This is a genomic window from Billgrantia saliphila (assembly GCF_002930105.1).
Classification (GTDB): domain Bacteria; phylum Pseudomonadota; class Gammaproteobacteria; order Pseudomonadales; family Halomonadaceae; genus Halomonas; species Halomonas saliphila.
In genome coordinates this window covers 69,721-95,600 of record NZ_PJRN01000008.1, presented here as the reverse complement: position 1 = coordinate 95,600, position 25,880 = coordinate 69,721, and the positions used below count along the sequence as shown (strand labels likewise).

The following is a 25,880-nucleotide window of genomic DNA, read 5'->3' as shown; positions in this document are numbered from 1 at the left end:
CTTGGGGTAAAATAAATGACGGAGCTGACGAGTATCACTATTGATGGTGTAAGCTATCAAATAGTCTTGCCGGATAAAAATACCGATTATATTCAAGGCAAGATTGCCAAGGAAGGCGCTCCTTACGAATCGGATATGTTGAAAGATATGGCGTCCAGGCTTAAGAATGACGACTTGGTGCTGGATGTTGGAGCAAATATAGGCAACCATACTCTATATCTTGCTGCAATAGTCGGTTGCCGCGTGATTGCTTTCGAACCTAATGCACATTTGTGTAAAGCCCTTGAAGAGAGCATAGAAGTAAATGCGCTTTCTGAAAGCGTGAAGATTCATTGCCTAGGCGTAGGGAGCAGCAGTGGGAAAGCAAAATTTTCACATCTCGATCAAGCTAACCTAGGTGCTCAATCAATTGAGATCACTAATAATGAAGAGGCAGATGTTGATGTTATAAAATTAGACGATTTAGTATATAATGATACTGTTCGGGCTATAAAAATCGACGTGGAAGGCATGGAACTGGCTGTTCTTAAAGGTTCTGAAAATCTTATTGCGAAAAATAAACCAGACTTGTACATAGAATGCCAGTCCGAAGAAGAATTTAATAAAATTTATGAGTGGGTGTCTCAGCGAGGATATATATACTGGGATACGTTCAATGCCACTCCGACACATCTTTTTTTGTGTAAAGAGAGTGTGGATATTGTACGGCATTACCCGAAGATAACAAAAAATTCTTTGCAAGATAGTTATAAACAAAGAGAGAGAATAAAGGATTTAAGGGGTAAGTTAAGTCAAGCAAATGCAAGGTACAAAGATGCATGTCAAAAAATAAATTCGCTAAATTTGCGATGCAAAGATATCGAAGAAAAATATTTTCTTTCTAAGAAAAAATTTGATGATCTCGAAGGGAAATATCTTGCTTCCATGGAAAAGGTGATTGAGCTAGAAGGGGAGTTAAGCTCATTTAGATCCAATTTCAAAGAGCTGTCTGATAAATATCGAAATGCGCGTATAGAGCTCCGAGATGCTTGCCATCAGCTGTTTTTGGTAAGATCTAGCAAGGCCTATAAGACAGGGTTGTACCTAAGGGCTGCGTCTTATTCATTTGGTGGCGCCATTAAACTCCCCGTGCGGCTGCTTCGCCTTTATATAAATAACGAAAATGCCCCCCATGAAAAACAAAAAGGAAGGTTCAGGAAAGAGAGAGTTAAGAAATATGCTGTTGATAAAATAAAAAAGATTGCCTTTAAGTGTGGGTGTTATCACCAACTTTCATGGGTTAAAAGAAAATACGATGAGGTAATGATTTCTCATGTTACGTTGCGAAAAAGAAGCATAGAAAAAATTAAGAAAAGTCAGGCTTGCATTAAGTATGGAGAAAGCGAATTGGCGACAGGAGTAGCCTCGCTTGATCCCATAACGCATGACCCGAAAAGTGTCCGTCTTGTCGAAGATTTAAATGTTGCATGCATTTTAGATGAGTTTACCTATGAGTGCCTTTCGCATGAAGTCAATCTAATTAAAGTTATGCAAGATAATTGGCGTGGCGAAATTGAAAATAGAGACATCGATTTTTTACTTGTTGAAAGCTGCTGGAAGGGTAACGACGGTAACTGGGGCACGATTACCAAGGGCAGCGGTGGCGGTAAAAAGCTCAGCGGCCTGCTGCGCTACTGTAATCAACGTGGCATTCCCACCGTGTTCTGGAACAAGGAAGACCCTCCTCATTACGAGAAATTCGGACCGATCGCCGCACTTTTCGACCTAGCGATTACCACCGACGTGAATATGGTGCCGCGCTACAAGGAAGACTTCGGCATCAATGCCTACCCGCTCTCCTTTGGTGCCCAACCAAAGGTTCACAACCCAAAGCCGGTGATTCCACGCCTGCCTAAGGCTGTGTTCGCCGGTTCCTACTACGGCGACAAGCCCAAGCGCTGTAAAGATTTCAATGAGGTTATGGGCCAACTGGAGCTTGCCGGGGTACGGTATGACATCTTCGACCGAAACTATCAGAAAGGTATCGGAAAATTCGCTTTCCCCGATCACTACCAGGCCTATATCGTCGGTAACCTCCCGCCAGATGAGGTATGGAAGGCCCATAAGGGCTACAAGTACCAGGTCAATATGAACTCGGTGCAGGACTCCGCCACCATGTTTGCCCGTCGGGTCTACGAGTCTCTGGCCTCCGGCACGCCGGTGATCAGTAACGAATCAGTAGGCGTACGCGAGCTGTTCGGCGATATCGTCATCATGCCAGGCAAGCAGAGCATCGCCGAGCAGTTGAGGGCGTTGGAGGCCTCGCCTCACGCCTACAATGAACTGGCCCGACGTGGCGTGCGGGCGGTGATGCGTGAGCATACTTATGGCCACCGCATCCAGGCGCTTTGCCGCCTGCTGGGTATGGTCGTCGATATTGATCTGCCCAAGGCCACCCTGGCCGTTACCGTCAGCAGCGAAGCCGATATCCAACGTGCCAAGCAGCTGTTCGAAGCCCAGACCGCGCCTCGTAAACAGCTTTTCATCGAACTGGAGAACTTCGACACTGCCTTTCAGTTCCTGAACGAAACCAACGACACCGTGACCTACGCAATGCAGATCGCCCGCGAGTTCTATGCTGACGAGCGCCAGTATTACGGCAACGATCGAGTCCTTAGGCACAACGTGAATGAACCTCTGCATGCCGAGGCTTTGGAAGACTTTATCTACTGGGGAGCAGGGCAAGGAAATTTAGCACAGCCGCAAATCATCAACCAGGCGGAGGTGCGAGCATGAGTCAGCATACCCACAAGAAAGTGCTGGTCGTCTCCTGGCACTTCCCGCCCTACAAAAGCTCCTCAGCCTTCAACCTTTTCAAGCGCCTGAAAGACACCGGCTACGAGTATGACGTACTGCAGATCAAGCGAGCAGACAAGCCCGATAATGAAGGAATGTTTCGCTACGCCAGTAGCCGCTTCAACCGCTACCAGGTATTGGTACCTACGGAGGATGCACGTGACCCGGAGGCCCGCGCCCACTATGTGGAGAAGGTGCTGGATTTCTATCAGCGCCTGAAGAATCATAACCACTACCGAGTGATGATCTCACATTCCCAAGAGATTGCCTCGCACTTGGCGGCCATGGCCATCAAGAAGGCCAACCCCGAATTGCGCTGGGTGGCTTCCTTCGGTGACCCGGTCGCCGCTAATCCCTTCAACGAGTCCTACAAGTTCCCAATGCTGGGAGAGGACAGCCAGACCGAAGCCGACGTGCTCCAGCAGGCCGACCGGATCATCGTTACCAACCCCTACCAGCAGGCCATTATGACTGAAAGCCAGGCCCAGCCGTTGGATAGCGATAAGTTTTTTGTGCTACCGCACTGCTTCGATGAGCGCATGTACCCCAGCCAGCCTGAACAGGCATGCAATAAGCATCACAAGGCATTGGAAGAGAAGGTCTTCCGCTTCATGCACGTTGGTATGCTCTACAAGTTCAAGCGCACCGCAGAACCTTTCATGCAGGGCGCTCAGCGCCTACTGGAGAAGCATCCGGAGCTGAAAGGGCGTTTCACCTTGGATTTCTACGGCGCCAACGACCGTTACATTCAGGCCGCAGCCGACTACGGCCTGGAGGGCATCGCTAGCTTCAAGGGCACCGTCAGCTACCTGGAAAGCCTGGCGGTTATGACCCAGGCAGATTGCCTGATGCTGCGCGATGCCGACTTCAGCGACCAAGGCCTGCGTGACACCCCGTTCTACCCGGGCAAGCTCGCAGACTACCTGGGGGCCAAGAAGCCCGTTCTGGCTGTGACCATGGCTCATGGCTGCGTGCCGGACATGCTGGCTAAGCTGGGTGGCGCCTCGCTCACTGAGGGTGACATTGAGGGCATCGCCGATGCCATGTGGGATGCCATTCAGGGTCGGCTAACAATTAATACCGAAGAGGCAGAACGTTACTCCCACCACCACACAGCCGAGCGCGCCCGACAGGCGTTAACCTTTCCGCAGGACAAGCAAAAAATCCTGATCGCGGGCCACGACCTGAAGTTCGCCAAGTTCATCATGGAGGCTATTGAGCAGCGGGATGACCTTGAACTTCTCGTTGATCAGTGGCAGGGACATAGCAAACATGATGAAGAGACAAGCCTTAACCTCCTAAACCAGGCCGACATTATCTTTTGTGAGTGGGGGCTAGGTAACCTGGTGTGGTACTCCCAGCGTAAAAAACAAGGGCAAAAGCTTGTCACGCGAGTCCATGCTCAAGAGTTGAGAACACGCCACCTTGACCAGTGCCGCCACGAAAATATCGATCACTATATCTTTGTGTCGCCTTACTATTTTGAATTGATGATTGCTGAATTTTCCCTGGAGCGCAAGAAATGTAAAATGATATTCAATATGGTGGACACAGAGTTGCTGGATAAGCCTAAGCTGTCCGGAGCCGAGTTTCACCTTGGTATGATAGGTGACGTGCCTCAATCTAAACGTTTGGATCGAGCACTAGACATCTTCGCAAATCTTTACGAGAAGGATAGACGCTTCAAGCTGTTCATAAAGGGTAAGCGGCCAGAAGACTACCCATGGATGCACACCGTGGAAAGAACGGAGGAAATGGCTTACTATCAGCGGCAATACCAAAGAATTAGGGATAACTGCTGGGAATCTAATGTAATTTTCGAGGGCTTTGGTCCAATTGACGAGTGGCTGGAAAAAATCGGTTGGATTCTCTCTGTTAGCGATCATGAGAGCTTTCACATGGCTGTGGCAGAGGGGATGGCTAGTGGTGCAACACCTATTATCATTAGATGGCCTGGTGCTGAAACAATTTATCCTTCTTCAGCCATAGTGGACTCTGTCAACGATGCTGTTGAAAGAATCATGAATGGCCATATTAGGAAAATAGGGAGTTTTAGTTCTGATAAGTTCAGTAAAAAACCTCTTTCAAAAACTTTTTTGCGTATACTGGATTGTTAAATTTCATTATGTTTAGAGCTAAGTATTATAGCGTGGAGCAAATAAATTTGCTTTTTTCTTTGACTTGGTTTGGGAAAAGCCTGATTCCTGGGTCAGGAGCTAACCTCTGGCGACAAGGTAGTGTTTCGATACTAAATCAGCCGCCATACAAGCTAGATATTCCTGTTAACTGGTTAGATGATCCATTTGATCATCGCAGTTGGCGATGGGTGTTAAATTCATTTCAGTGGATGGATAAGCTTCTTTCTGATTTTAAAAATAACAAAGATGAGGCTGCAATACAGAAATGCGTAAACTATTTTTTCGATTGGGCAGATTTTTACATTACAAAAGGGCAGAGCGGTGAGTTTCTTTGGAAAGATGATGCTGTTTCGTTTCGAACGCTTCGCCTTTCGATTATAGCCACCTATATTTTTAATTCTGGTTGCTTTGCTGAAGAAAAGAAAGAGCTGACAAGGGAGGTTGTATATAAGCACTACTTAGAGCTTTCTGACCCTAAGAAATTCAAAAGCAATAATCATGGAATTTTTCAGATGCGAGCCTTAATTTGTCTCTTGGCTCTGCATCCAAGTGTGGGAAATGTAGAGAAGGATAAAGCATACGCTGCAAAAAGGATTAATTGGTTATGGGAGAAGCAATATGGCACGCAAAACATGCATTTAGAGAATAGCACAGGTTACCATCAGTATATTGTTAAAGAGTTTGAGGAAATACTTGATAGTCCAGAATTTTCAGGAATAAGGTTTAACTTTGATAAGGATAAGATACAAGAGGTTAAAGGCAATACAAGGTTTCTTTTTCACCCAAATGGTACTAGTACATTGTTTGGCGATTCTAATTTCGTTCGCCACGAACACGAAGTGGTTATGGGGGATTATGTTTTTAACGAGGCTGGATACGCCATTCTTGCGGGAAACGAACCAACGAAAAAAAATTCCTACCTAGCAGTTAGGACCGGATTTCCAAGCAATGCACACCGTCATTCAGATGACTTTTCGTTAGAGTGGTCAGAAAAAGGGCAGGTGATTCTTCAAGATTCAGGCAGATATAGTTATGACTATAATAATCCTTACAGAATTTTTGTTAGCAGTGCCAGAGCCCATAATACAGTTTCTGTTGATGGGGGGAATTTTCCTTGGTGGGGAGATTTTGATAAAACAGATTATTATGCAGGGGCTGTAACTTTTTTCAGAAGTGGCAAGTTAAGTGGGAAATTGGTATTAGAAAAAAAATTTTCTAAACCTGATGTTAATTTTAATCGTTCTTTAGAAATTAAGCGCGGCAAGTCACTTAGAGTTATCGATACCCTTAGATCATCCTCTATACACTTCTATGAGCAGTGGTTCCATTTGGCAGAGAACTTTGCCTACAAAGGCGAAGATGTTGCAGGACATCTGATTTTCGAGACAGATTCTTTAATTCTTTATGTCTTCCCCCCTGAGAATTCAGAAATATTAGTTAGTAAGGGCCAAGAACAGCCGTTTATTCAGGGTTGGGTAAGCTACCAGGAAAAACACATAATACCTAGATGGAGCTTCGGGTTTAGAAAAAATGAACTTAAAAAATGTACGTTTGATACAATGCTAGAAATATGTGAAAAAGAAATGTTATAAATAACCAAGGCGATAATAAAAGACGCTATTAAATTAGCAGTTTAATTTTATGAAATTTATCTCTCAGTAGTGTTTGTAAGACGTCAGGTTGATTCAGCCACTGCCTCAGCGATAGCTTATAAGGTGCCTCAATTGGTTTATATCCTGCTGCTAATAGAAATTGAAAAAGATGTTATATCCGCGTATGCGGGCCTCTCTCGTCTTTGCCAGCAACACATTTGCTGAAGTTAATAGTTGGCCTTGTTTATTCCTACGTAGCGAGCCTTGCGGAAGCTAGTAAATATTTAATGGCATGAAGCGGATTCACGAGCTTGATGCGGTACTTGTATAGTCTTTTGTAGGCCGCTGTAGCGTGTTCTGGGGCTGTCTCAAAATGTCTTGCTAGCGCCGAGCCGCGGCGACACAACATAAGAGGGGGTCGTAGTAATTTTCTATTATTTCTAGAAAATCAGCATACCTGTGAGCTCGCTTCGGCAATATATTTAGTCAACGTTGAGAGCCAAGTTAGCGGACGCGATGGTCCGATGGCGCGAATCAAGTTAACGACGATATTAAGCTAATGTTCGATGACCGCATCGGCCCAATATGGTTCTTTAAGGCAGAAATTGTGTTTGCCCATATTGTTCTACTTCATCTGCATATCGGACTGCTTACCCTATCCGTACTGCTTGTCCTATTTCTGGTGGAGAGCGCGGCTACCACAATGGAGGTCTTAATGTGAACGTTCCTTTTCGCATGATAGGTATTGTTCCGCTAGGCAGGTATCAATCTTATTGAAGATTTTTGATCAGGCACTCTTTATTATGCTTATGCAGGTTATAAAATCATTGCGTTGGTCTATTTCGCTGGGTGTCAAGTTTATCCGCGTGGTGCCCTTTCACACGAGCGCCATCGTTACCGTCACGCTAGTGTCTCAACTTTCCTCTCTTTTGGCATCGTTTCTTCCTCTGAAGGTTGTTATTCTGCTGGGTTCAGATGGTGTTCCGCATTATTTTCCAGCCTCCTTCGCTGAGATGGATCGCGATATCTTAATCGCTGGGTTGAGCGCAGCTACTCTGGGCTTTTTCCTTGTCCATGTATTGGCGGAGCGCCTCATCGACTGGATTACCGGTCTAGGTACGAGCCGGCTATTGAAAAACAGCCATAAGATGGTGCTATTTGAGAATCAGGACCAAGTGGCGGCAGGTGGGTATCAGCGCTATTCGCGGGCTTTGGCCAGTGGCGTATTCATCGTATTTTCGCTGTGCGGTTTGGGATGGTTCTACCCTGAAGTCTCTTTGATGATGGTGGGGTATGCGGTGTTCACTTTTCTAGTGCTCTGGCTTCTGCACCGACATAGCTCAACGATGCATGAGAGACTAGATACACAGTTACGTGAAGTACTAAATGTAGTGGCAGGTGTAGGGTTTTTTGTTACCTTTGGGTATTTAGTGTCGGATTTTATTCTTTGGCGGCCCCCTGGAGTTATTGTCGCTATTGTGACTTTGATCCTTAGTCGTCAGATTATGACGCGGTCTACCGGTCTTGTTGCGGACTTAGCTGCACTGCATCAACAAGGAGTCAAGCTAGACGCCCTTTTCTTTCATGGAAAAGTTTTGCTGTCGCATACCGTTCAACCCGAACGATCAATGTGGCCGCTGCTGCAGCCTCTCGCGCGCCAACATTGGATAAGGGCAGTGATGGAGGAATTGGTAGGAAAAATTGAGGGAAATGTTATTTGCAAATGGCATCAGACTGGGCAGACTAATGTCGCCGCCCTCAAGGTTGAAACTGGCACACGGTGCTACCTGGTTAAGCTGTTCGAGAAAAATCGCAGCTCACTCGCCTTGCATGAGGCCACCCTGATGGGGGAGAGCATACCTGGGCTTCCGGCACCTTGCTTCGTGGGTGCTACTCAAGTCCAGAAATTCCACTGCTTATTATATGAAGTTCCGAAAATGCGCCCCCTGGAACTTCCAGAAGTAAAGCCTTATGCAAAATCACTGTTACACCACTTGCTAACTGTCGAACCACCACCCCAGCTCTGTCACCGATATCAGCGTTCACGACCAATGCTCTGGCAGCGTTTTAATATAGAGTTGCTTGAGCGCTTGCGTATTGCTGCCAACACCGATGAAGAGCAAGCATCGCTCGTCTTCCTCTTGGATAACTTGGCCCGGATGAATGCGATTTTAAAAGGGCTTCCTATGGTGATATATCAGCCGGATTTATCTCAAGATGCAATCAGGGTCGTAGACGAGATAACTCCTTTGTCGCTGAACTGGGGGCGGTGGTCACTTGAGCCATTAGGCGCTGGTTGGCCCGTGGTGGAAGCAAGCCTGAGTCAATTGGAAACTGCCATTGTGAAAGCCTCCGAATCCCGACCGGCGTTGCATCGAGTGGCCACCAAGCATGCCGAGCTATCAGCATTGGCGTTTGCCTTGGTGCGGGAGTGCAATTCCCAACGCTATGTACAAGCCTTGGAAATTTTGCCCGCGTTGATGGACCGCTTGACTGAGAGCAGGACGTACTTTATGAGAGAAAAGCAGTAAATGATGCAAGAAGAAGAGCAGCGCAGGCCGGATACTGGCCCCAAGGTTAATATGCTGGTATGTAACGCATTTGTGAATGATGCGCGCGTCCGGAAGGAGGCCGAGACCCTGGCGCTGGCTGGCTATCAGGTTACGGTTCATGCGCTTGCCTTGCCGGGTATCGCGCCGCGGTTGGAGGTGCTCGACAGTGGCGTCCGGGTGCAGCGCCATGGGGCCGATGAGACCAGGTCGGCGCAGCTATACGACACCAACCAGGGCGAGCGCTCCAGACGGGAGATGCTTGCTCTTCTAACCTCTCGTGCCAGAGCATTGATCAGTATGACCTGTTCGGCATATCGAGCTAGCCCGGATATCGTGCATGCACACGATGTGAACATGCTGCCAACCGCCTGGCTGGCTGCCCGCCTTGCCAAGGTACCTTTAATCTACGATGCCCACGAGATCAGTACGGACCGGGAAGGGTACAAGGCGTTTCGCGGCCTGGTGGGCTGGATCGAAAAGAAGCTCATGCCCAAGGCGGCCGGCACCATCACCACGACCGAGGCGCGCGCCAAGTTCTTCGCACGCGCCTATGGCATACCTCGCCCTCTGGTGCTGCAGAACCGGCCGCGGTTGGCCAAGGTGGAGGGGGCCAACCGAATCCGTGAAGAGCTGGGGCTTACCGAGCCGTGGCCCATCGTGCTTTATCAGGGTGGACTGCAGTCGGGCAGGGGGCTTCCTCGGCTGGTGGAGGCGGCCGCCAGCGTACCGAATGCCTATTTCGTCTTCATAGGTGGTGGGCGCCAGGCCGCTGAGCTGCACGAGCTGACCGCCAAGCTGGAACTGGGCGAACGCGTGCGCTTCATTCCCACCGTGCCACTAGCTGAGTTGCCGTCCTATACCGCTTCGGCGGATATCGGCGTACAGCCCATCGAGAACACCTGCCTGAACCACTTCACCACCGATTCCAACAAGTTGTTTGAGTACGTGATTGCTGGGCTGCCGGTCGTGGCCAGCCAGCTCCCCGAGATCGGCAAAGTGGTGCGGCACCACGATCTCGGTTTGCTGGTGCCGCCGGGCGACACGGCGGCCTTGGCAGAGGCGATACAGCGCCTGGTGGATGACGTTGAGCTGCGGGCCTATTATCGCACCCGGGCGGAACAGGCGGCCCTGTCGCTCAACTGGGAGACCCAGGAGCAGGCCTTGGTGGAACTCTACGAGCGGATTCTATCACCCTCCAAGGCCGGTATCTCGCCGCAGTGAGTCGAATGCGTATCCTGTTGCTAGGTTTTTATTACCCGCCGGACATCAGCGCCGGCGCTTTTCGTGCGGAAGCGCTGGTAACTGCGCTGGAGCGTCGCCTGCCGGAAGGCTGCGAGCTGCATGTGATCACCACGATGCCCAACCGCCACAGGCATGAAAAGGATTTGCTCAGCGAGGAGGAGGCTCTGCCGGGCGGCGAGGTGCGTATCACCCGGCTGTTGGTTCCCGGCGGTGGGCGGGGCATGGCCTCGCAGGTTCGTGCTTTTGCTTCCTATGCGCATCAGGTGCGCAAGCGGGTTCGTGATGAGCCTTACGATCTGGTCGTCTCGACTTCGTCCCGCCTGATGACGGCTGTACTCGGCGCCTGGGTTGCGCGCAGGAAGAAAGCGCGGCTCTATCAGGATATACGCGACAACTTCGTCGAGAACCTGCCCTTCGTGCTGCCCGGGGGCACCGGCAGGCTTGTGGCGCCGCTATTTGGCATGTTCGAGCGTTGGGCGCTGGTTCGAGCCGACAGGATCAACCTGGTATCGCGGGGGTTCGAGCCCTATTTCCGATCACGCTACCCGCGGCAGCGCTTTACCTGGCATACCAATGGCATCGATCCGCTTTTTGTCGAGGCGTTCGAGTCCGGGGCTTTCCAGCCACAAGCCACAAGCCGAGAGAACCGGGAAGATCAGCCGCTTCGCGTGCTGTACGCCGGCAACCTGGGTTTCGGGCAGGGCATCGAACATATCCTTCCCGGGCTTGCTCAGCGGCTGAAAGGGCGTGCCGAGTTCAGGGTCATCGGCGGGGGAGCGGGGCGCGAGCCGCTGTGCAGCGCGCTGGCGGAGCATGGGGTAGGGAATGTGCAAGTGCAGGATCCCGTTCGGCGCCCGGCGCTGCTCGAGGCCTATCGTGAAGCGGATGTGCTCTTCCTGCATTTGAACGACTTGCCATCGCTGGAAAACGTGCTGCCTTCCAAGCTGTTCGAGTACGCGACGACGGGCCGGCCCATCTGGGCGGGGGTGGCGGGGGTTCCCGCTCGCTTCATTGAAGAGGAGATAGACAACGCGGCATGTTTCCCACCGTGTGACGTTGAAGGCGCCGTCGCGGCCTTGGGGCGACTTGAGGTATCCTCTCGCCCCCGGCCGGCATTCGTGGCCAAGTGGCGTAGAGACAGGATCATGGGCGATATGGCCGACGATATCTTGGCACTGGTGAAGCATGAAGCGTGAGTATCAGCGCCGCCATTCGCGGTGGTACGAAATCCTGTTGCTGGGCTTGTCGATTCACGTGCTGGTGGGGTTACCACTGGTTATCATGCTGCCGAGCTTGGAGCGCTGGGGCTGGGGCTTTTGGCACTATCTGCCGGATGTGCGCAGCAATACCTTGATCGCTATCGGCCTGGCCTTCATGGCCACGGCGCTGACGTTGCGCCGCATGTCGCGCTTTCCCGGCGCGCAGCTCGCCGCCAATATCATGCCGACGGTGACCTTCGCTTTCCTGATCGCGGTGGCGCTGCTGCTGTTCACTCGCGAGGGATATACACGCCAGGTGCTGTTCGGCGGTTACCTGGTCAGCCTCGTCTGGTTCTATCTCGGTTATTTCATCAGCCGACGCTTTCGCAAGCCCAAACTGGCATTGGTGCCGTTCGGGGAGGTACGTCAATTGATAGGAACGCGCCGCGCCGATATCCGCCTGCTTGAGCTGCCCGACCTGGAAAAGATGAGAGTGGATGGCGTAGTGGCGGACCTGCGCGCCCAGGATTTGCCGGCTGAATGGGAGATGTTTCTGGCCCGGTGCACGCTCAGTCATATCCCGGTGTACCATGTGCGGCAAGTCGCTGAATCCCTCTCCGGCCGGGTCAAGATCGACCACTTGTCAGAGAACGAGTTTGGTAGCCTGCTGCCGTCTCTCTTCTATGTCGGCTTCAAGCGCGTCATCGATTTTGTCGGCGCTCTGCTGCTCTTGCCTATTCTGCTGCCGGTCATGCTCGTTATTGCCACCGCCATCAAGCTGGATAGTAAAGGACCGGTTTTTTTTCTTCAGCCGCGCATGGGGTATCGGGCCCGCCCCTTCCTGATGTACAAATTTCGCAGCATGTACCACGACATGAGCGGAGAGGACTTCACCATCTCGGAGGACGACCCCCGTATTACGCGAGTGGGCCGTGTGATCCGCAAGTACCGCCTCGATGAGCTGCCCCAGATTTTCAATATCCTCAAGAGCGAGATGAGCTTTATTGGGCCGCGACCCGAATCGGTAGCCCTTTCGGAATGGTATGAAGTCGACGTGCCTTTCTTCAGCTATCGCCATGTGGTACGGCCGGGCATTACCGGTTGGGCGCAAGTCGAACAGGGCTATGCCGCCCAGGTAAAAGGCATGGTCAAGAAGCTGCAATACGATTTCTACTACATCAAGCACTTCTCGCTATGGCTGGATGTATTGATCATATTGAAAACCGTTCGTATCTTGTTCACGGGATTTGGTGCACGCTGAATTCGGTATGTGCCATAACCGCCTTCGTTGCCGCGCCCTGCGCGGCAACGTCGTTTTAGCGGAGCGGAATCTGCTACCATGCGCGCTCCCCTAATGATGCAAAGAGTGGCGCAGCAGTGAGGCACCCCCTATCCCTACTTGAGCCGGGCGAGCCCAATCCCGCCTGGAGTTCTCCCCTTTGGTTGTGCTGGTTGGGTCTGCTGTGCGTGCTGCTTTATGCCGGGCTGCGCCTGGTCGAACACGGTCTCGCTGAGCAGGCCGGTACCCTCATGGCCCTGACGGGCCTCTTTGCCGTCCTGCGCTGGGGGCGAGACATCCGTGGCAGCGGTCCGCTATGGCTGTTGCTGGCCGTCGTGGTGGTGCAACTGATTTCCTGGAGCGCTGGTTACCTCAATCATCCCGAGTGGGTGAGCGACAACCCGCGGCTTGATCGGCTGGCCAAGTGGTTTTTATTCATTGGCCTGGCCTGGTGGCTGTGGGGGAGCACGCGCGCCACCTTGTTGGCCTGGAGCCTGGGCCTGGCGGGCCTCATGGTGGCCGTGTTCTGGCACGAGGGCAGCCTGGAACAATGGGAGCTGGGGTTGCTGGGGGCTCGGGCCGAGTTTGCCATACGCAATTCGCAGCACGATGCCATGCTCTTCGGCACCGGCTTGATTGGGCTGGTCTGCTTTGCCGGACGCTGCTGGCAGGGGAGCGGTGCCTTGGTTTGGGTGCGCCGCTTGCTATGGACGCTGGCCCTGCTGGTTTGCCTGGCTGGTATCGTCATCACCCAGACCCGGGCGGTGTGGCTCGCGGTGCTGGTGGTCATGCTGCTGCTGCCGGCCATGGTGTGGCGGGCGAGTCGAAGGGCAACGCACCGTTCTCGGTGGGGATTGGCTGGCGTGGCGCTGGTGATACTGGCCGGCGCGGTGGCCTTGCATGAACCGGTGACCCAGCGGCTGTCCAACGAGGAACATATCATCGACCAGGCGATGGAGGGTGACTGGAAAGCGATACCCTACAGCAGCATCGGCAATCGGCTGCTCACGTGGCGCGCCTCGATAGAGTGGATAGCCGAGCGGCCGTTGGTCGGCTGGGGCGAGGAGGGGCGTAGCCTGGTCATCGAGCACACCGATTGGCTACCGGACAAGACCAAGGAGCTTTACGGTCACCTGCACAATACAACCCTCGAGATTCTGGTCAGCTACGGTTTGCTGGGCTTGTCCGTGGTGCTGTTGCTGATCGTCTGGATTGGTCTCGGCACGTGGCGTGCTTGGCGGGCTGGCGTGATGCCTGGCGATATGGCGCTGTTCGGGGCCGGGTTCTTTGTCTTCTATGCCATCATCAGCCAGTTCGAATCCTACGGCAGCTTCTGGACGGGAGTTTATGTCCAGAATTTGATCGCCGGTGGGCTGGTAACGCATATCTGGCGTTGGCAAGTCGCCACGGGGCGACGCGTCTTTCCTTCCATGCAACGCAAGGCAACCTCCTGATGCGTACCCTGGTGGTGGTTCGGTCGCTGAAGATGGGCGGTATGGAGCGCGTGGCCGTGAACCTCGCGGATGCGTTTGCCCAGGCCGGACACGAGAGCCATTTGCTCAGTTTCCGGCGTGTGAAGAAGCCGCTGGCGCCGGAACACGAGCAGGTGCGTCAGCATCATCTGGCGCTGCGTTGGTGGGCTCGGGCCACCGGGGTGGGGCTGCTGCTCGAGCTGATGGCTCGGCTGTTCCTGAATCCTTTTGTGAAGCGCTCGTTGTTCCTGGGCTCGGGCATCATGGGAGGCGTGGTGTTTCGGGTGTGGCTCAGGGCCTTCGAGCGTCGCCATGGGACAGTGGATCGCATCGTCTTTCGCGGAATAGGAACATTCGAGCTGGTATGGGCGTTCCGTGACGACAGAGCCTGCTATGTGCTCGAGAACATCCTGCACGTGCGGGAGGATAGTTGGCGGCGACGCCTCTTCGCTCGCTGCTTGTATCAGGGGCGCCACTTGGTGACCGTTTCCGATGGAGTCGCTGATAGCGTGCGTCGGGCCATGGAGGTTTGGCGCTTCAAACCGGCTTCCCTGCGGGTGGTTTATAACCCCTGCCCGGTGGAAAGCATCCGGCGGCAGATGCAGCAACCCGAGCCGAACCTTCCCGAGGAACCTTACATTGTGAATGTGGGGCGGCTGGTGCCGGCCAAGGACCAGGCATTGCTGTTGCGGGCCTATTCCCGGTCGGGTGTCACGCTGCCCCTGGTGCTGGTGGGTGACGGCCAGGAGCGAAACCGGCTCGAGGCGTTGGCGAAGGAGCTGGGCATCGCCGAGCGTGTCATGTTCGCGGGGCAACGAGACAATCCGTACCCCTGGATGCATCATGCTCGTCTGTTCGTGCTGAGTTCGCGCTTTGAGGGTATGGGAATTGTACTGTTCGAGGCACTGGCTTGCGGTACGCCGGTTCTCAGCGTGGATTGTCCGGGCGGAATTCGCTCGGTGCTGAAAGGTGAACTCGAGACGAGTATCGTCCCTCATGATGAGAAGAGTTTGGCGACCGGAATCCACGCAGGCGTTCAGGGAGAGAAGCCGCCGATCAATGAGGCCTGGTTGGATGACTTCAGGCCTGAGGGCGTGGCCAATCGATTCCTGGCATCGGCTCGGCAAGGCGAATCATGAGAAGAACGCTACCTCAGCCGCCCGGCGGGGACCCGGCATTCGCACCGCTGGCGGATGAGCGAATGTACTGGCCGGTACAGCGTACGAGACTGCAGTGGGCGGTGCGCCAGGGCTTCCAAGCGGCGGTGGGCGACCCCATTGAGCGGCTGGCGTTTGGCCTATGGAAGAATCAATTGCCGGGGGGCGCCCGGGTGGAGCGGCTCGGCCTGCCGCGGCGAGCGGTCGAGCGGGAGCTGGGCAGCGCGCTTGTGTTGCGCGTGGATCCTCGCCAGTTAATACGCAGCAGGGATTGGCGAGGCTATGCCAAGCGGCAGCGACCCGCCTCCTCCATGTTCATTTGGGACGGTAGCTGGGACCTGCGGCGCGGCGACCTCCGTCACAGTTCGCGTTACCTTTTCGTCAGCGACCTGGACATGCATCGTAACGACCTGACCGAGAGCGAGGCGTTTCAGAAGCTGATGTCACGACTGGAGGCGGGCAGGCCGTGGCGGTCTCACCAGAAGGGGCTATTGCTGGACAGCGAGGCGCGAATCCTGGCTTATCTCAATATCTACCTGAGTTTCATGGACGACATGGCCGTATGGGGCTTCGATGACTCGCTCGGCAAGGATGAGTTGGGGGTGGCCGTCACCCGCGAGGGGCGACTTCTCAAGATCAATCGCGGCTTGCATCGCCTGGCCATGGCGCAGCGGGTGGGGCTGGATGAGGTACCCGTCAGCGTGAAGGCCGTGCATAGGGAATGGTGGGAGCGAGTCACCGCCGGCGTTAGCGGCCAGGCGGCCCTGGAATGTCTGTCGGCGGCGCTGCTGGAGTGCAAACCGGAAACCGAGCCGGGGCCGCTGGATCCGGCCAAGAGTGGTAACGAGTGGCTTGAAGACAAGCCCTGAGCACATTGTTTATCGTGAAGAGGATTTCGCTTTTCCCGATATTGGTATGCTGGCTGCACAGGGCATTGTGGGTCGCTAAACGCTTCTACCTGAAAAAGGAAAGTAGATAACGCTTGATCATGCGGGCGTTTAAATGAATCCTTCCTTCCGACACTGCGTCCCGTATGGTGGAACGAAATCTTTGGTTCTGCTTCATGCGATAAAGTGATTGAAGGACGGACTTAATGTCGGCTTCTACAAGTTGTTTGAGCTGATTTGAAGTCAAGGATTGGGTGAGCGTTTCGTTCGCGCGGATAGCTCCGATGAAGCGCTCGCCCTGCTCAATGATCCTGGCGTGATCATGCCGGGCTCTCTGCGTATCGACTTCACGAACCATACAGCACTGACCGCCGGCATATCGTGCCTCCTGCACAGCGAGTGCGCGAAGGAAGAATTCAACGTCCTCTTTTTTCCTAAGCGCCTCGTTGAACCCTTGCAGTTCATTAAAAGCGGATTTCTTCATGAGGAAGCTGTTGGTATGCAGCCAGCCCATGTTGTCTATGTATTCATCAAGCGTGAGGGGAGATGAATATTCCTTCTGGCCGGGAAGCAGTGATTCTTCGGTTACGTCGCTGATTTTGTCGCCAAAGATGATTCCGGTGAAATTCGGCTGCTCCAGGGCCAGCTGCATTCTGCTGGCTACGGCAGTATCGACAAGGAGGTCGTCGGAATCCAGGAAGCCGATATATTCGGCATTGCTAAGGGATACGCCGCGATTTCTGGCGGCCGACTGCCCCTGATTGCTTTCCAGTCTATGGATCGAAACCTTCGGCTCTGCCCTATAGTGCTCCTTTAGGCGAGCATGGCTGTCGTCCGTCGAGGCATCGTCGACGACAATGCAACGGGTTTTTTCCCATGTCTGCGAAAGCACGGAGTCGATGGCTTCTTGAACATGAGGCCAACGATTGAAGCAGGGGATAATAATAGCCACTTCGGGCTGATGTGCATGCATGGGTTCGATTAGCACCTTGGACGTCATCGGATGTAGCGCCAGCTTTCTTGGTGCCACAGGGTTTCGAGCCTTTCTTCGGCCTTTTTACGGTACTCTTCGCCTCGCAATTTCGTTGCCGTCAGCGATCTCTTGAGCGCCGGCCATTGGTCGGCGTTCTTGGTTGGCAGTCGGCGCACATGGGCGTCTATCCAGTAGATTTCGCCCTTGGCATCGATGAGCAGATTGTTGTAATGCAAATCCCTATGTGTGTAGCCCATATGGGCGAGTTGAGCGACTTGCTCGCAGAGGCGCTCCAGGAATGACTCTCGGCCGGCCTCGTCCATCTCGTCGAAGACTTCGCCGCCGGGGCGTGTGTCGTGGACACGTTCCATTAGCAAGAGCGAAGCGCTACGGTTATTAGGGTTCAGTGAAATTCCCCAGCCGTAGCAGCGAGGCGTCTTCAGGCCGGCGCGACGCAGCACCTGCAGGCTCAAATACTCCATGCGTCCATCGGATTGCGCGAGCCAGCGTTTTTCAATGTAGTCCTGCAGCAGCCACTTGAGCGGCGCTTGGCGGCGGTTGAACTTGTCCGGTACCACTTTGGCCAGGATGCGATGGTCGGTAGAAAGGAAAAAGCGGCTACTGCCTATCGACTCGAAAGCCTCGGTGGTCGTGGTACTGAGCAGCGCGAGTTGATCCGGTAGGTCCCGATTATGGAAAACCAGATAGCGCAGTCGGCGATCATTGAAAGGGAGGTCGAGCAGCTTCACGTCATGTCCTGATTACTGAGCCTCGAGTTCATAATGCCTCGAATTGGGGCAGCACCGTTTCCTTGAGGAACTGCCGGTAGTGGCCTTCTTCGATCACGACAGGGGCTTGGTCCATGCGTTTGATCGCATCGGCCAGGCCTTTTTCGTCTTCAGGTGCCACCAGAAAGTCGGCTAGCGTTCCGGTCAGTATTTCCCGCGGCCCGCTGGGGCAATCGGTGCTGATCACGGGCGTATGCAGCAGTAGAGCCTCGATGAGCACCCGTGGCAAGCCCTCGGCATCTGATGTCAGGATTACCGCCTTGGCTCGGGCGATCCAGGGGTAGGGGTTGCGGTGGTAGCCGGCCAGGATGACGCGATTCTCGAGGCCTAGATCAACGATCTGTTCGCGAATGGCGGCTTCGTGTTCCGGTTTGCCTTTGCCCATGATGACCAAGGGCGTGTCGACGCCGCTCTTGGCGTAGGCGCGCAGCAAGCGGTCATGACGCTTGCGAGGCTCCAGGGCCGCCAAGCACAGGAAATATTCTCCCTTTGGCAAGTCGGCCGGCTCGGCGGCCATTGCCACGAAGGGTTCGCGCTCGTAGGGGTTGTAGATGGAAATGATGCGCTCGGCCTTCAGGCTGACCACGTCCTCCAGGTTCTTCTTGACCCCTTGGGAGACGGCGATGACCTGGCGGCCGTCGTAGAACCGCCGCACCTTTTCGAAGGCGCGCTTGCGCTTCGTCGAGTCGCTGAACTTGGCCGAGACGTCGGATTTCACCCAGAAATAGAGGTTGGGTAGACGCAAGTGGCGAGTGATCTTGTCGCAGGAGCAGGAGATCACGACGTCGGGCTTCCACTTTCTTAACGCCTTGTCGATCCGCTTCGCCTGCCACTTCTCGGTGAGTACCGTGGAGGTGGCCTTGGTGAACTGAGTAACCACGCCCAGATTCTCGATGCGTAGCCCTTCGGGGATACGATGCTCGATCAGCTCCCGCAGGGTGAAGACGATCACCTCGTGGCCCCGCTGGCGTAGCTGGTCGGCGGTATAGAGCAGCGACTTCTGGGCGCCGCCACCGTAGAGATCCTCGATGACGAAGGCGAAGCGTTTATAGGCCACTGACGTTCCTTTGGCTGACGACTGGTAAATAGGCGAGAGGCTATCACAGAGAGAGGGCTAATGACGGCGTGTCATCGATGACATGACGAAACGGAGTCATCACTCTGCCGTTCCTCCATTAGCAGAGTGCGTTGAAAGCTCTTCCGCAACCGACCGCTTACGTCCGCGATGGAATGATAATGTTCGCTTTTCTTCGATGCGGCTGCAATGGCAGCGCCTGGTTGAACTGCGCAGGCACGATCCTGTCTCAGGAAGGTCCGTCTGGGGTGGGCCTGGGCGGGAGTTGTTGCAGTACGACTCGAGAGCGTATGCCGATTGGCGCAGCGCATCACGTAAGACGTTTCGTATATAGGGGAACCCGATGAGGAAGCTGGTTGTGCTGGCCTTTGCCAGAATCGTCAAACTGCTGGCCAACGTGACCAAGCTAGGCGCCTACGCCTTTCATGCGATCTTCCCCAGAAAGCGTTTCACCATTCCCGAGCGGGCCGCACCCTGGTGGCGGTCCCGCCAGCCGTCCGCAGTGCCCCGCACCATCTGGCAGACCAACTTTACCGACAAGGCGACGCTGCCGGTCTACCTCAATTACCTGTTCAACCGGCTGATGGCGCCGAGCTTCGAGTATCGCTTCACGATTACCGAGGCACGGGCGGACTTCATCCGCGAGAACTACTCACCGGAGATCTTCGAGGCCTACTCTCGATTGCAGGTGGGGGCGGCCCAGGCCGATTTCTGGCGTGTGCTGGTGCTGCACAAGCATGGCGGGGTCTACCTGGATATCGATGCCCACGTGGTCTGGCCGCTGGGGCGCATCGTCAAGCCGGACATGGAGGAGCTTTACCTGACTACGCGGCGGGGGAAGCTCACCAATTACTTTATTGCCAGCAAGCCGAACAACCCGAATATCGAGCGGATCGCCGAAGCCATCTACACGAACATCGAGAGCGACGCCGACAAGAAGGTATTCGACATGACGGGGCCGGGGGTGTTCAACGAGGTGCTGTCGGTCCACGAGGTTCCCACGGCGTCGTATCGCTACACCTGCAACCAGGGCAATTTCACTAACGAGTACTTCCAGTACATCGACAAGCCCCAGGGCAAATGGACGAAGGTGCAGCACAAGATCGACGTGGTGCGTAAGCGCGAGCCTGTCAAAAGCGAGATTTGAACGACCGGGCGCCATGGGCGCAGGACGGCAAAGGGTTTGCCTGCCTGTTCTGAAGCTGAGCCAGTCTCGTTCGGTCAGCTCGCTGCGTCCACTCGCTGCACGAGCAGCTTATCGATGCGCCGCCCGTCCATGTCTACGATCTCGATGCGCCAACCTTCGACCGTGATGACTTGCCCCACCTGGGGCAGTTCCGCGGTGCGGTGCAGCACGAGCCCCGCCACCGTCTCATAGTCAGCGTCGTTCAACGAGGTAATGCCGATATGATCGGAGAACTCATCGACTGGCATCCAGCCTGCCACCAGCAGCGAGCCGTCTACTCGCTCGACGAGCTTGGGTTCATCCGTTTCCGTCTCGTCGAATGTGCCGATGATGGCCTCGAGAATGTCCTTTGGAGTAATGATTCCTTCGAAATTGCCGTACTCGTCGTAAACAAGAAGCATATGGTCGGGGGCTGACTTCAGCCGCTCGATGACCTGCATGGCTGGAAGAGCATCGTTTATAACCGGGGCACGGCGCGCCAGTGTTCGTGCGTCGAAATTCGCCTCCGTGGCTTGCAGAAGATCGAGGCTATGCAAGACCCCGACGATATCGTCTTGCCCGTGACCACGCAGCGGCAGGCGTGAGCGCCCCGAGGCCTTGAACCGCGCTAGGGTGTCATTGAGAGATTCTCCGGTCTCGGCAAGCTCGACCTCGGGCCGCGGTGTCATCAAGCCCCGCGCGGAACGATCGGCGATGCGCATGACTCCGGCGATCATCTCGGTCTCTTCCTTCTTGATGACCCCAGCGCCTTCCGCTTCGGTGATTAGCATCCGAATTTCCTCATCGTTGACGGAGGTGTTCCGCTTGCCCGGCTGGCCGAGCAGCAAAAGAATGAGCTTCCCAGATCGATCCAATAACCACACAAGAGGCAGGGCTGCCCGAGACAGCAGCGACATGGCCGGCGCCATGCGTGACGCCACCCCCTCCGGATCGGCAAGCGCGATCTGCTTGGGCACCAACTCGCCGATAATCAACGAGAGATAGGTGATGGCCACTACAACAAGGCCAACGCCCAGCGGTTCGGCAAGCGTTGCCGGTACCCCCAAGCCCGGCAGCGCCTCGGCTAGTTGCACGCCAAGCGTAGCCCCTGAGAAGGCGCCGGAAAGGATGCCGACCAGGGTGATGCCTATCTGCACCGTCGAGAGAAAGCGCCCCGGATCATCGGCAAGGGAGAGTGCGGTCTTCGCACCGCGCGAGCCACGCTCGGCACGTGCTTTGAGTCGTATCGTTCGAGACGAGACGATAGCCAGCTCGGACATGGCGAGTATTCCGTTGAGAACAATCAGGCCGAGGACGATGAGTATATTGATGAGCATGGCTGTCCGTTGCGTCAGTTCTTGGGCGTTTGCCATTATCGCATGTCGACGAAACAGAGTGTCTGACACGTGCCGTCCCGCTCGCCTACACGTCGTACTCGTCGAGTTGTTGTCTCGCCTGCTGCGAAACCAGGTGCGGAAAGGCTCGCTCGACGGCGCGTGTCGTCACTAGCTCACGCAGTTCATCACGCAACAGGGTGGCTACCAGGCGGGCCTGCGCTTCGTCTCTGTGGCGCTTGACGGGCTCCCGATCGGGCTGCTGGCTGACATGCCATTTATGTAGCACGAACGCGCGTGGGTCGACCGTGGCGAGTCGCAGCGGCATGCCACGCTCATCGAAGACGACCGCATCGAAGTGCGGTGAGGCGATCGCCCACTTCAGTGAATCTATCCCTACCGGTTTCAGATCTTCCGCCTCCAGGTGCCGCTCGAAATCGCTCATGGCCATGGGCCCCGCGGCTTGGCTGATGAAGTCGATCATGTAACCGTGAGCGTTGACCGCGCGGAACTCGAAGGGAGCATCGGAGAGCGGTTGGAAAGAGCGGTCGCTGGATTGGATGACCGACAATAGCGTCTCACCCGCCAGGGCCGTGACGATCCGTAGGCCTTGCCGAGCATCCATGAGAACGTCGATGTCGGCAGTTGCCAAGTGTTCGGGTTCGATCAACACACCGGCACGTGCTTCATACGCATAGAGTGCGTTGGTACCGATCACGCGAAAGGGTATGTTCTTGCGCTGCAGTGACCTGATTGCCCTGGCACCGGCCAGCGGGAAACGATTCAATCGGTTTGCCCGGATGTAGGCCGCATGTAATTGGAGTTGTTCCTTGAGTGACTGCTCTCGGGTCTGGTATTCGGCCTTGCTGGTGTTGAAGGCTTCTAGAAGTGCCTCTGTCTCGGGAGATCGGGGGCCGAGCGAATGGTTCTTGCCGCCCGTGTAGGCACGGTAAAGATACTCTCGTCCATTGATGCGCTTCCAATGCATCGAGCCTTTGAACTCGCGCGCTCGGGCTCGATGTTGCTCAAGGGCCTCGAAGAGCTGGGCCGCATTGACGGCTACTCGAGAAGGTTCGGATTGGAGACGCTGGAACGACATGGCGAGATCCTGAACGGTTTTAACTAATTAGCTTTCATGATAGAGGGTAAATTAGTTAAAAAATAGAGAAGCTGCCTAGCAGGGCCAGACGAGCGACCCTATCGAACGGTTGATTGGGTTCGTTCCATGGCCTTTTCCAACAGCGCGGTTTGGCGCGGCAGCAGGCCCACTTTTAGCCCCAGTGGGCGGTAGACACGGTTCATTACGGTAAACGACACATTTCCCTTGCCCTGTTCCATGTCCGACAGGGTGCGCCGGCTGATGCCGACCAGCTCGGCATAGGCCTGCTGCGAGAGACCCAGCGTGTCCCGCCGCAGTCGCCTTAGCGCCTCTCCCTCGTCGATCGCTCCCCTCAACAGTGCCTGGACCACGTCGAGCAGGGCTTGCTCGCGTTCATCGGGAGTGAGCTGACGTCGTTTCATAGCAACCCCCAGCGCTTCAATCGCTCATCCAGCGAGCCCAGACCAACGGCAGGCATTTCGAGAATGCGTTGTGGTACCCCGCGTTCCTTCAGTCGATCACGCAACCCGCTGAGCTTGCCTGCGGTGTCACGCAGCGTTTCCATGGTGCGTTCCGCTGGAGCGTGATGATCGAGGGCTTGTGCGATGGCGGCCCAATCGAACTCTCCCCCTTCCTCGAAGGGGGCGCCCCAGCGTGTGGTGCGCGTGACGCCCTCGGGATCGGCCTTCATCGGGGCGAAATCGTAGACGGGGGCATGCCAAATACCCTCTGGCCGCTTGAGCAGCGCCGCATTGCGGCCGTGATTGTCCGAGTTGCCGAACGCCACATTGAGCAGGTCGCGCTTGACCCACTCAGTGACGAAACCAGCGCGATCGAAGGGCTCGCCGAGTTCCGTGACACGGTGCTGCTGCGCAAGCCGCTCGACGAGTCCTTCCATCACGGTGAAGTGGTTGAGATGCGTGCCGGGGGCCGCGCCAAACAATGCGTAGATCGATTCGAGGCCAAAGCGGGCGAGGCCATCGGTGCGCATTTCCACGTCGAAGCGGGGGAGCCAGAGCGAAGGGTAGCGCTGTCCTTCGATCAGCCGCATCTGCTGTGTGTCGATGGTATCGACCCCAAGCGTATGCAGTTCCTGATAGTAGTGATATTCGGCACGCAGGATGTCGCAATCGTCAGGGCTTCGCCTGCCGCGGGGAAACTTGACCAGATAGTGAAGATCCGTGTTGCTGGGGGCATCCTGCCAGGTGTCGATCCAGATCCGGTCCTGCTCGTCGCAGCGAACCAGCAGCTTGGGCGCTTCGCCACCAGCCCCCGTGGCACCGCCGCTGGCGGCGCCCATCTGCTGGGCATACTCGAGAAAATCCGTGTGACGTTCGACCACATCCTCGAGGCTGAAGCGATGCTGCTCCAGGCGAGAGCCGAGTGGCCGTTCGGGCACGGCTTCCTTGATGCGCAGGTTGCCCACGGGTGCGATGGTGCCGTAGCGCAGTAGCTCGCTATCCTGCTCGCCTGTCGACAGCGCCTGCAGACCGAGATGATTGACCCAGTACCTGCGGCTTGCTCCCGCCGGCATGATGTCCTCGAGAAAGCCGAACCAGCGTGGCGCATCGTGCTTCAGCATCAGCTCGACGGGCAACGCCATACTGCAGGCATGCTCGTCGTCGCGCCCCAGCCACTCCAGGGCATACGCCTGCATATAACCAAGCCGAGCGGGGCCGTTCGTGCCGAGCTCTGGCTTGGGTATCTCGAGCAGGGCGGCATCGTGCCAGGCGTGGTCCATGTAGATTTGTAGCGTGAGTCGCATGGTTTTCGCTTTTTGAGCATTACGTTGCGCAAGAATAGCATCTGCTGAGAAATTTGAGAATCTTAATGCTCAGATACGCTGGCTGACTGGTTTTCAGCGCAAAATATTGCTCATGGCGTTCGGAGGGAGTTCGAGTGAGAGTTCCAGAAAGGATGCCTCGGAGATCCGAAAAGCGTCAGCGATGATGGCATCACCCAGGCACCGCTTGACCAAGTGGTTAAAAAACGCAACAGCGGCATTGTGGAAGCGTTTTCCATGCGGCCGCTGCCTGCGTTGACGTCATCTGTGGCGCGTCGGGACCTAAACGTGAACGGTTACGGCAAAGTGACGTTTGGGTGATGAAATGTAGATACGCCTGCGGCATGATGTTACTGGTAAACCCATAGGAGAAACCTCATGACACGCCAGCATCCCGATGTAGTTTCCGGCTGTGAAGTGCTGAATCACTGGGCCTCCCATGCCGTTGCACAGCGAGCGGCTCACGACGCGATTGCCGCTTATATTGGCTGAGTCGCGCTGAGCACTGCCTGACGGACCACGGAGGGTCCTCTTTTCTTTTCTACAATTCCTCCGATCTACCTGCCTCGTTCTCCTTGCGCATGATCTCATCGATAACACATCGGCAATATCGGCATAGGCCGCGTAACGCTTGCATGTGATCAATAAATTTGACGTTAGTCTTAGATGACAGCCCTTGGCATGCCAGAGACACAGCTAGGCGACGGACTCACGTGCCGCAGCGCCGTAAATGGCTGGCGCGAGCTAGCGTGGCTGAGCCAATACTTGGGTCCAGAAGGGCGAGTATTTCGACTCCGACGCCTCGACCGACGCCGCGCCCATCTCGGTGAACTCTGAATTCATCAGGTTGGCGCAGTGGCCGGGGCTATCGACCCAGCCTTCGACCACACTGGCGGCATCCGGTTGGCCGGCGGCGATGTTCTCGCCGACCCGTCGCCAGGCGTAGCCGGTTTCATCCACCCTGGCGGCGACGCCTTCATCCTCTTCGTCGGTATGGCTGAAGAACTCATTCTCGGCCATGGCGCGGGAATGGGCCTCGGCGGCTTCCGCCAGACGGCAGCTCCAGGTCAGCGGATCCGCCGCCTCGAAGGCCTCGTCACCGCATTGCCGGGTTTCACTACGCGCCTCGTTGACGCGTTCGAGCAGCTCGCGCTGCTGCTCGCTGGGCTCGCAATCTTCTTGTGCCTCCTGCGCGAGAGCCGGCGTGCCGGTTATCGCCAGTGCCAGGCAGGTCATGAGGGGAAACCGTAAGCTTTGGCGCATCTTCTTGCCTCCTTTCTCTTCTTTTATCTTCCCTCTTCCATCTTCGC

At 55.2% G+C, this 25,880-nt stretch carries 19 protein-coding genes; 11 read left to right on the top strand and 8 right to left on the bottom strand.

Annotated features, from left to right (window positions below; translation table 11 throughout):
- The first annotated feature begins 15 nt into the window (after positions 1-15).
- From CYJ07_RS10850 to CYJ07_RS10805, 10 genes are all read left to right on the top strand, one after another.
- Positions 16-2,775 (top strand): FkbM family methyltransferase, encoded by a 2,760-nt coding sequence (locus CYJ07_RS10850; protein ID WP_104203719.1) that lies wholly within the window; start codon positions 16-18, stop codon positions 2,773-2,775.
- Complete coding sequence (locus CYJ07_RS10845) at positions 2,772-4,952, top strand: glycosyltransferase family protein (protein ID WP_104203718.1); 2,181 nt, start codon at positions 2,772-2,774, stop codon at positions 4,950-4,952. The genes CYJ07_RS10850 and CYJ07_RS10845 overlap by 4 nt, the downstream gene beginning before the upstream one ends.
- Before the next feature lie 47 nt (positions 4,953-4,999).
- The gene (locus tag CYJ07_RS10840; protein WP_197038320.1) at positions 5,000-6,565 is read left to right on the top strand and encodes a heparinase II/III domain-containing protein; all 1,566 of its coding nucleotides are present in this window, start codon (positions 5,000-5,002) and stop codon (positions 6,563-6,565) included.
- A 773-nt stretch (positions 6,566-7,338) separates the two neighbouring features.
- Entirely contained in the window at positions 7,339-9,096 is a 1,758-nt protein-coding gene (locus CYJ07_RS10835; RefSeq protein WP_104203716.1) for a hypothetical protein, read from the top strand.
- A complete protein-coding gene (locus CYJ07_RS10830) occupies positions 9,097-10,338 on the top strand; it encodes a glycosyltransferase family 4 protein (protein WP_197038319.1) in 1,242 nt (413 codons plus the stop codon).
- A 5-nt stretch (positions 10,339-10,343) separates the two neighbouring features.
- Positions 10,344-11,555, top strand: a complete 1,212-nt coding sequence (locus tag CYJ07_RS10825; RefSeq protein WP_104203715.1) for a glycosyltransferase family 4 protein — start codon at positions 10,344-10,346, stop codon at positions 11,553-11,555.
- Positions 11,545-12,819: an exopolysaccharide biosynthesis polyprenyl glycosylphosphotransferase gene (locus CYJ07_RS20600; protein ID WP_104203714.1), complete on the top strand. Its 1,275-nt coding sequence runs from the start codon at positions 11,545-11,547 to the stop codon at positions 12,817-12,819. Before CYJ07_RS10825 ends, CYJ07_RS20600 begins: the two co-directional genes overlap by 11 nt.
- Before the next feature lie 116 nt (positions 12,820-12,935).
- The gene (locus CYJ07_RS10815) at positions 12,936-14,291 is read left to right on the top strand and encodes an O-antigen ligase family protein (RefSeq protein WP_231489606.1); all 1,356 of its coding nucleotides are present in this window, start codon (positions 12,936-12,938) and stop codon (positions 14,289-14,291) included.
- Complete coding sequence (locus CYJ07_RS10810; RefSeq protein ID WP_231489605.1) at positions 14,291-15,448, top strand: glycosyltransferase; 1,158 nt, start codon at positions 14,291-14,293, stop codon at positions 15,446-15,448. Before CYJ07_RS10815 ends, CYJ07_RS10810 begins: the two co-directional genes overlap by 1 nt.
- Positions 15,445-16,335 carry a hypothetical protein gene (locus CYJ07_RS10805; protein ID WP_104203713.1) on the top strand — a complete coding sequence of 297 codons (891 nt, stop codon included), beginning with the start codon at positions 15,445-15,447 and terminating at the stop codon, positions 16,333-16,335. Before CYJ07_RS10810 ends, CYJ07_RS10805 begins: the two co-directional genes overlap by 4 nt.
- 85 nt (positions 16,336-16,420) lie before the next feature.
- On the opposite strand, the gene CYJ07_RS10800 is transcribed toward CYJ07_RS10805, so the two are convergent.
- From CYJ07_RS10800 to CYJ07_RS10790, 3 genes are read right to left on the bottom strand one after another with little or no spacing between them, the layout of a single operon-like run.
- Positions 16,421-17,326: a glycosyltransferase family 2 protein gene (locus tag CYJ07_RS10800; protein WP_197038318.1), complete on the bottom strand. Its 906-nt coding sequence runs from the start codon at positions 17,324-17,326 to the stop codon at positions 16,421-16,423.
- 23 nt (positions 17,327-17,349) lie between these two features.
- The gene (locus CYJ07_RS10795) at positions 17,350-18,075 is read right to left on the bottom strand and encodes a lipopolysaccharide kinase InaA family protein (protein ID WP_104203711.1); all 726 of its coding nucleotides are present in this window, start codon (positions 18,073-18,075) and stop codon (positions 17,350-17,352) included.
- A 28-nt stretch (positions 18,076-18,103) separates the two neighbouring features.
- Complete coding sequence (locus CYJ07_RS10790) at positions 18,104-19,171, bottom strand: glycosyltransferase (RefSeq protein ID WP_104203710.1); 1,068 nt, start codon at positions 19,169-19,171, stop codon at positions 18,104-18,106.
- A 361-nt stretch (positions 19,172-19,532) separates the two neighbouring features.
- Between CYJ07_RS10790 and CYJ07_RS10785 the strand changes: the two genes are divergently transcribed.
- Positions 19,533-20,336, top strand: coding sequence for a glycosyltransferase family 32 protein (locus CYJ07_RS10785; RefSeq protein ID WP_104203709.1), 804 nt, complete (start codon positions 19,533-19,535; stop codon positions 20,334-20,336).
- Positions 20,337-20,410: 74 nt separating this feature from the next.
- On the opposite strand, the gene CYJ07_RS10780 is transcribed toward CYJ07_RS10785, so the two are convergent.
- From CYJ07_RS10780 to CYJ07_RS10760, 5 genes are all read right to left on the bottom strand, one after another.
- A complete protein-coding gene (locus tag CYJ07_RS10780; RefSeq protein WP_104203708.1) occupies positions 20,411-21,691 on the bottom strand; it encodes a hemolysin family protein in 1,281 nt (426 codons plus the stop codon).
- Between the two features lie 85 nt (positions 21,692-21,776).
- Positions 21,777-22,787 carry a GSU2403 family nucleotidyltransferase fold protein gene (locus CYJ07_RS10775; RefSeq protein WP_104203707.1) on the bottom strand — a complete coding sequence of 337 codons (1,011 nt, stop codon included), beginning with the start codon at positions 22,785-22,787 and terminating at the stop codon, positions 21,777-21,779.
- A 98-nt stretch (positions 22,788-22,885) separates the two neighbouring features.
- Entirely contained in the window at positions 22,886-23,209 is a 324-nt protein-coding gene (locus tag CYJ07_RS10770; RefSeq protein WP_104203706.1) for a helix-turn-helix transcriptional regulator, read from the bottom strand.
- Complete coding sequence (locus tag CYJ07_RS10765) at positions 23,206-24,552, bottom strand: type II toxin-antitoxin system HipA family toxin (RefSeq protein ID WP_104203705.1); 1,347 nt, start codon at positions 24,550-24,552, stop codon at positions 23,206-23,208. The genes CYJ07_RS10770 and CYJ07_RS10765 overlap by 4 nt, the downstream gene beginning before the upstream one ends.
- Before the next feature lie 762 nt (positions 24,553-25,314).
- Positions 25,315-25,833: a CAP domain-containing protein gene (locus CYJ07_RS10760; RefSeq protein WP_231489604.1), complete on the bottom strand. Its 519-nt coding sequence runs from the start codon at positions 25,831-25,833 to the stop codon at positions 25,315-25,317.
- Between the last annotated feature and the right edge of the window lie 47 nt (positions 25,834-25,880).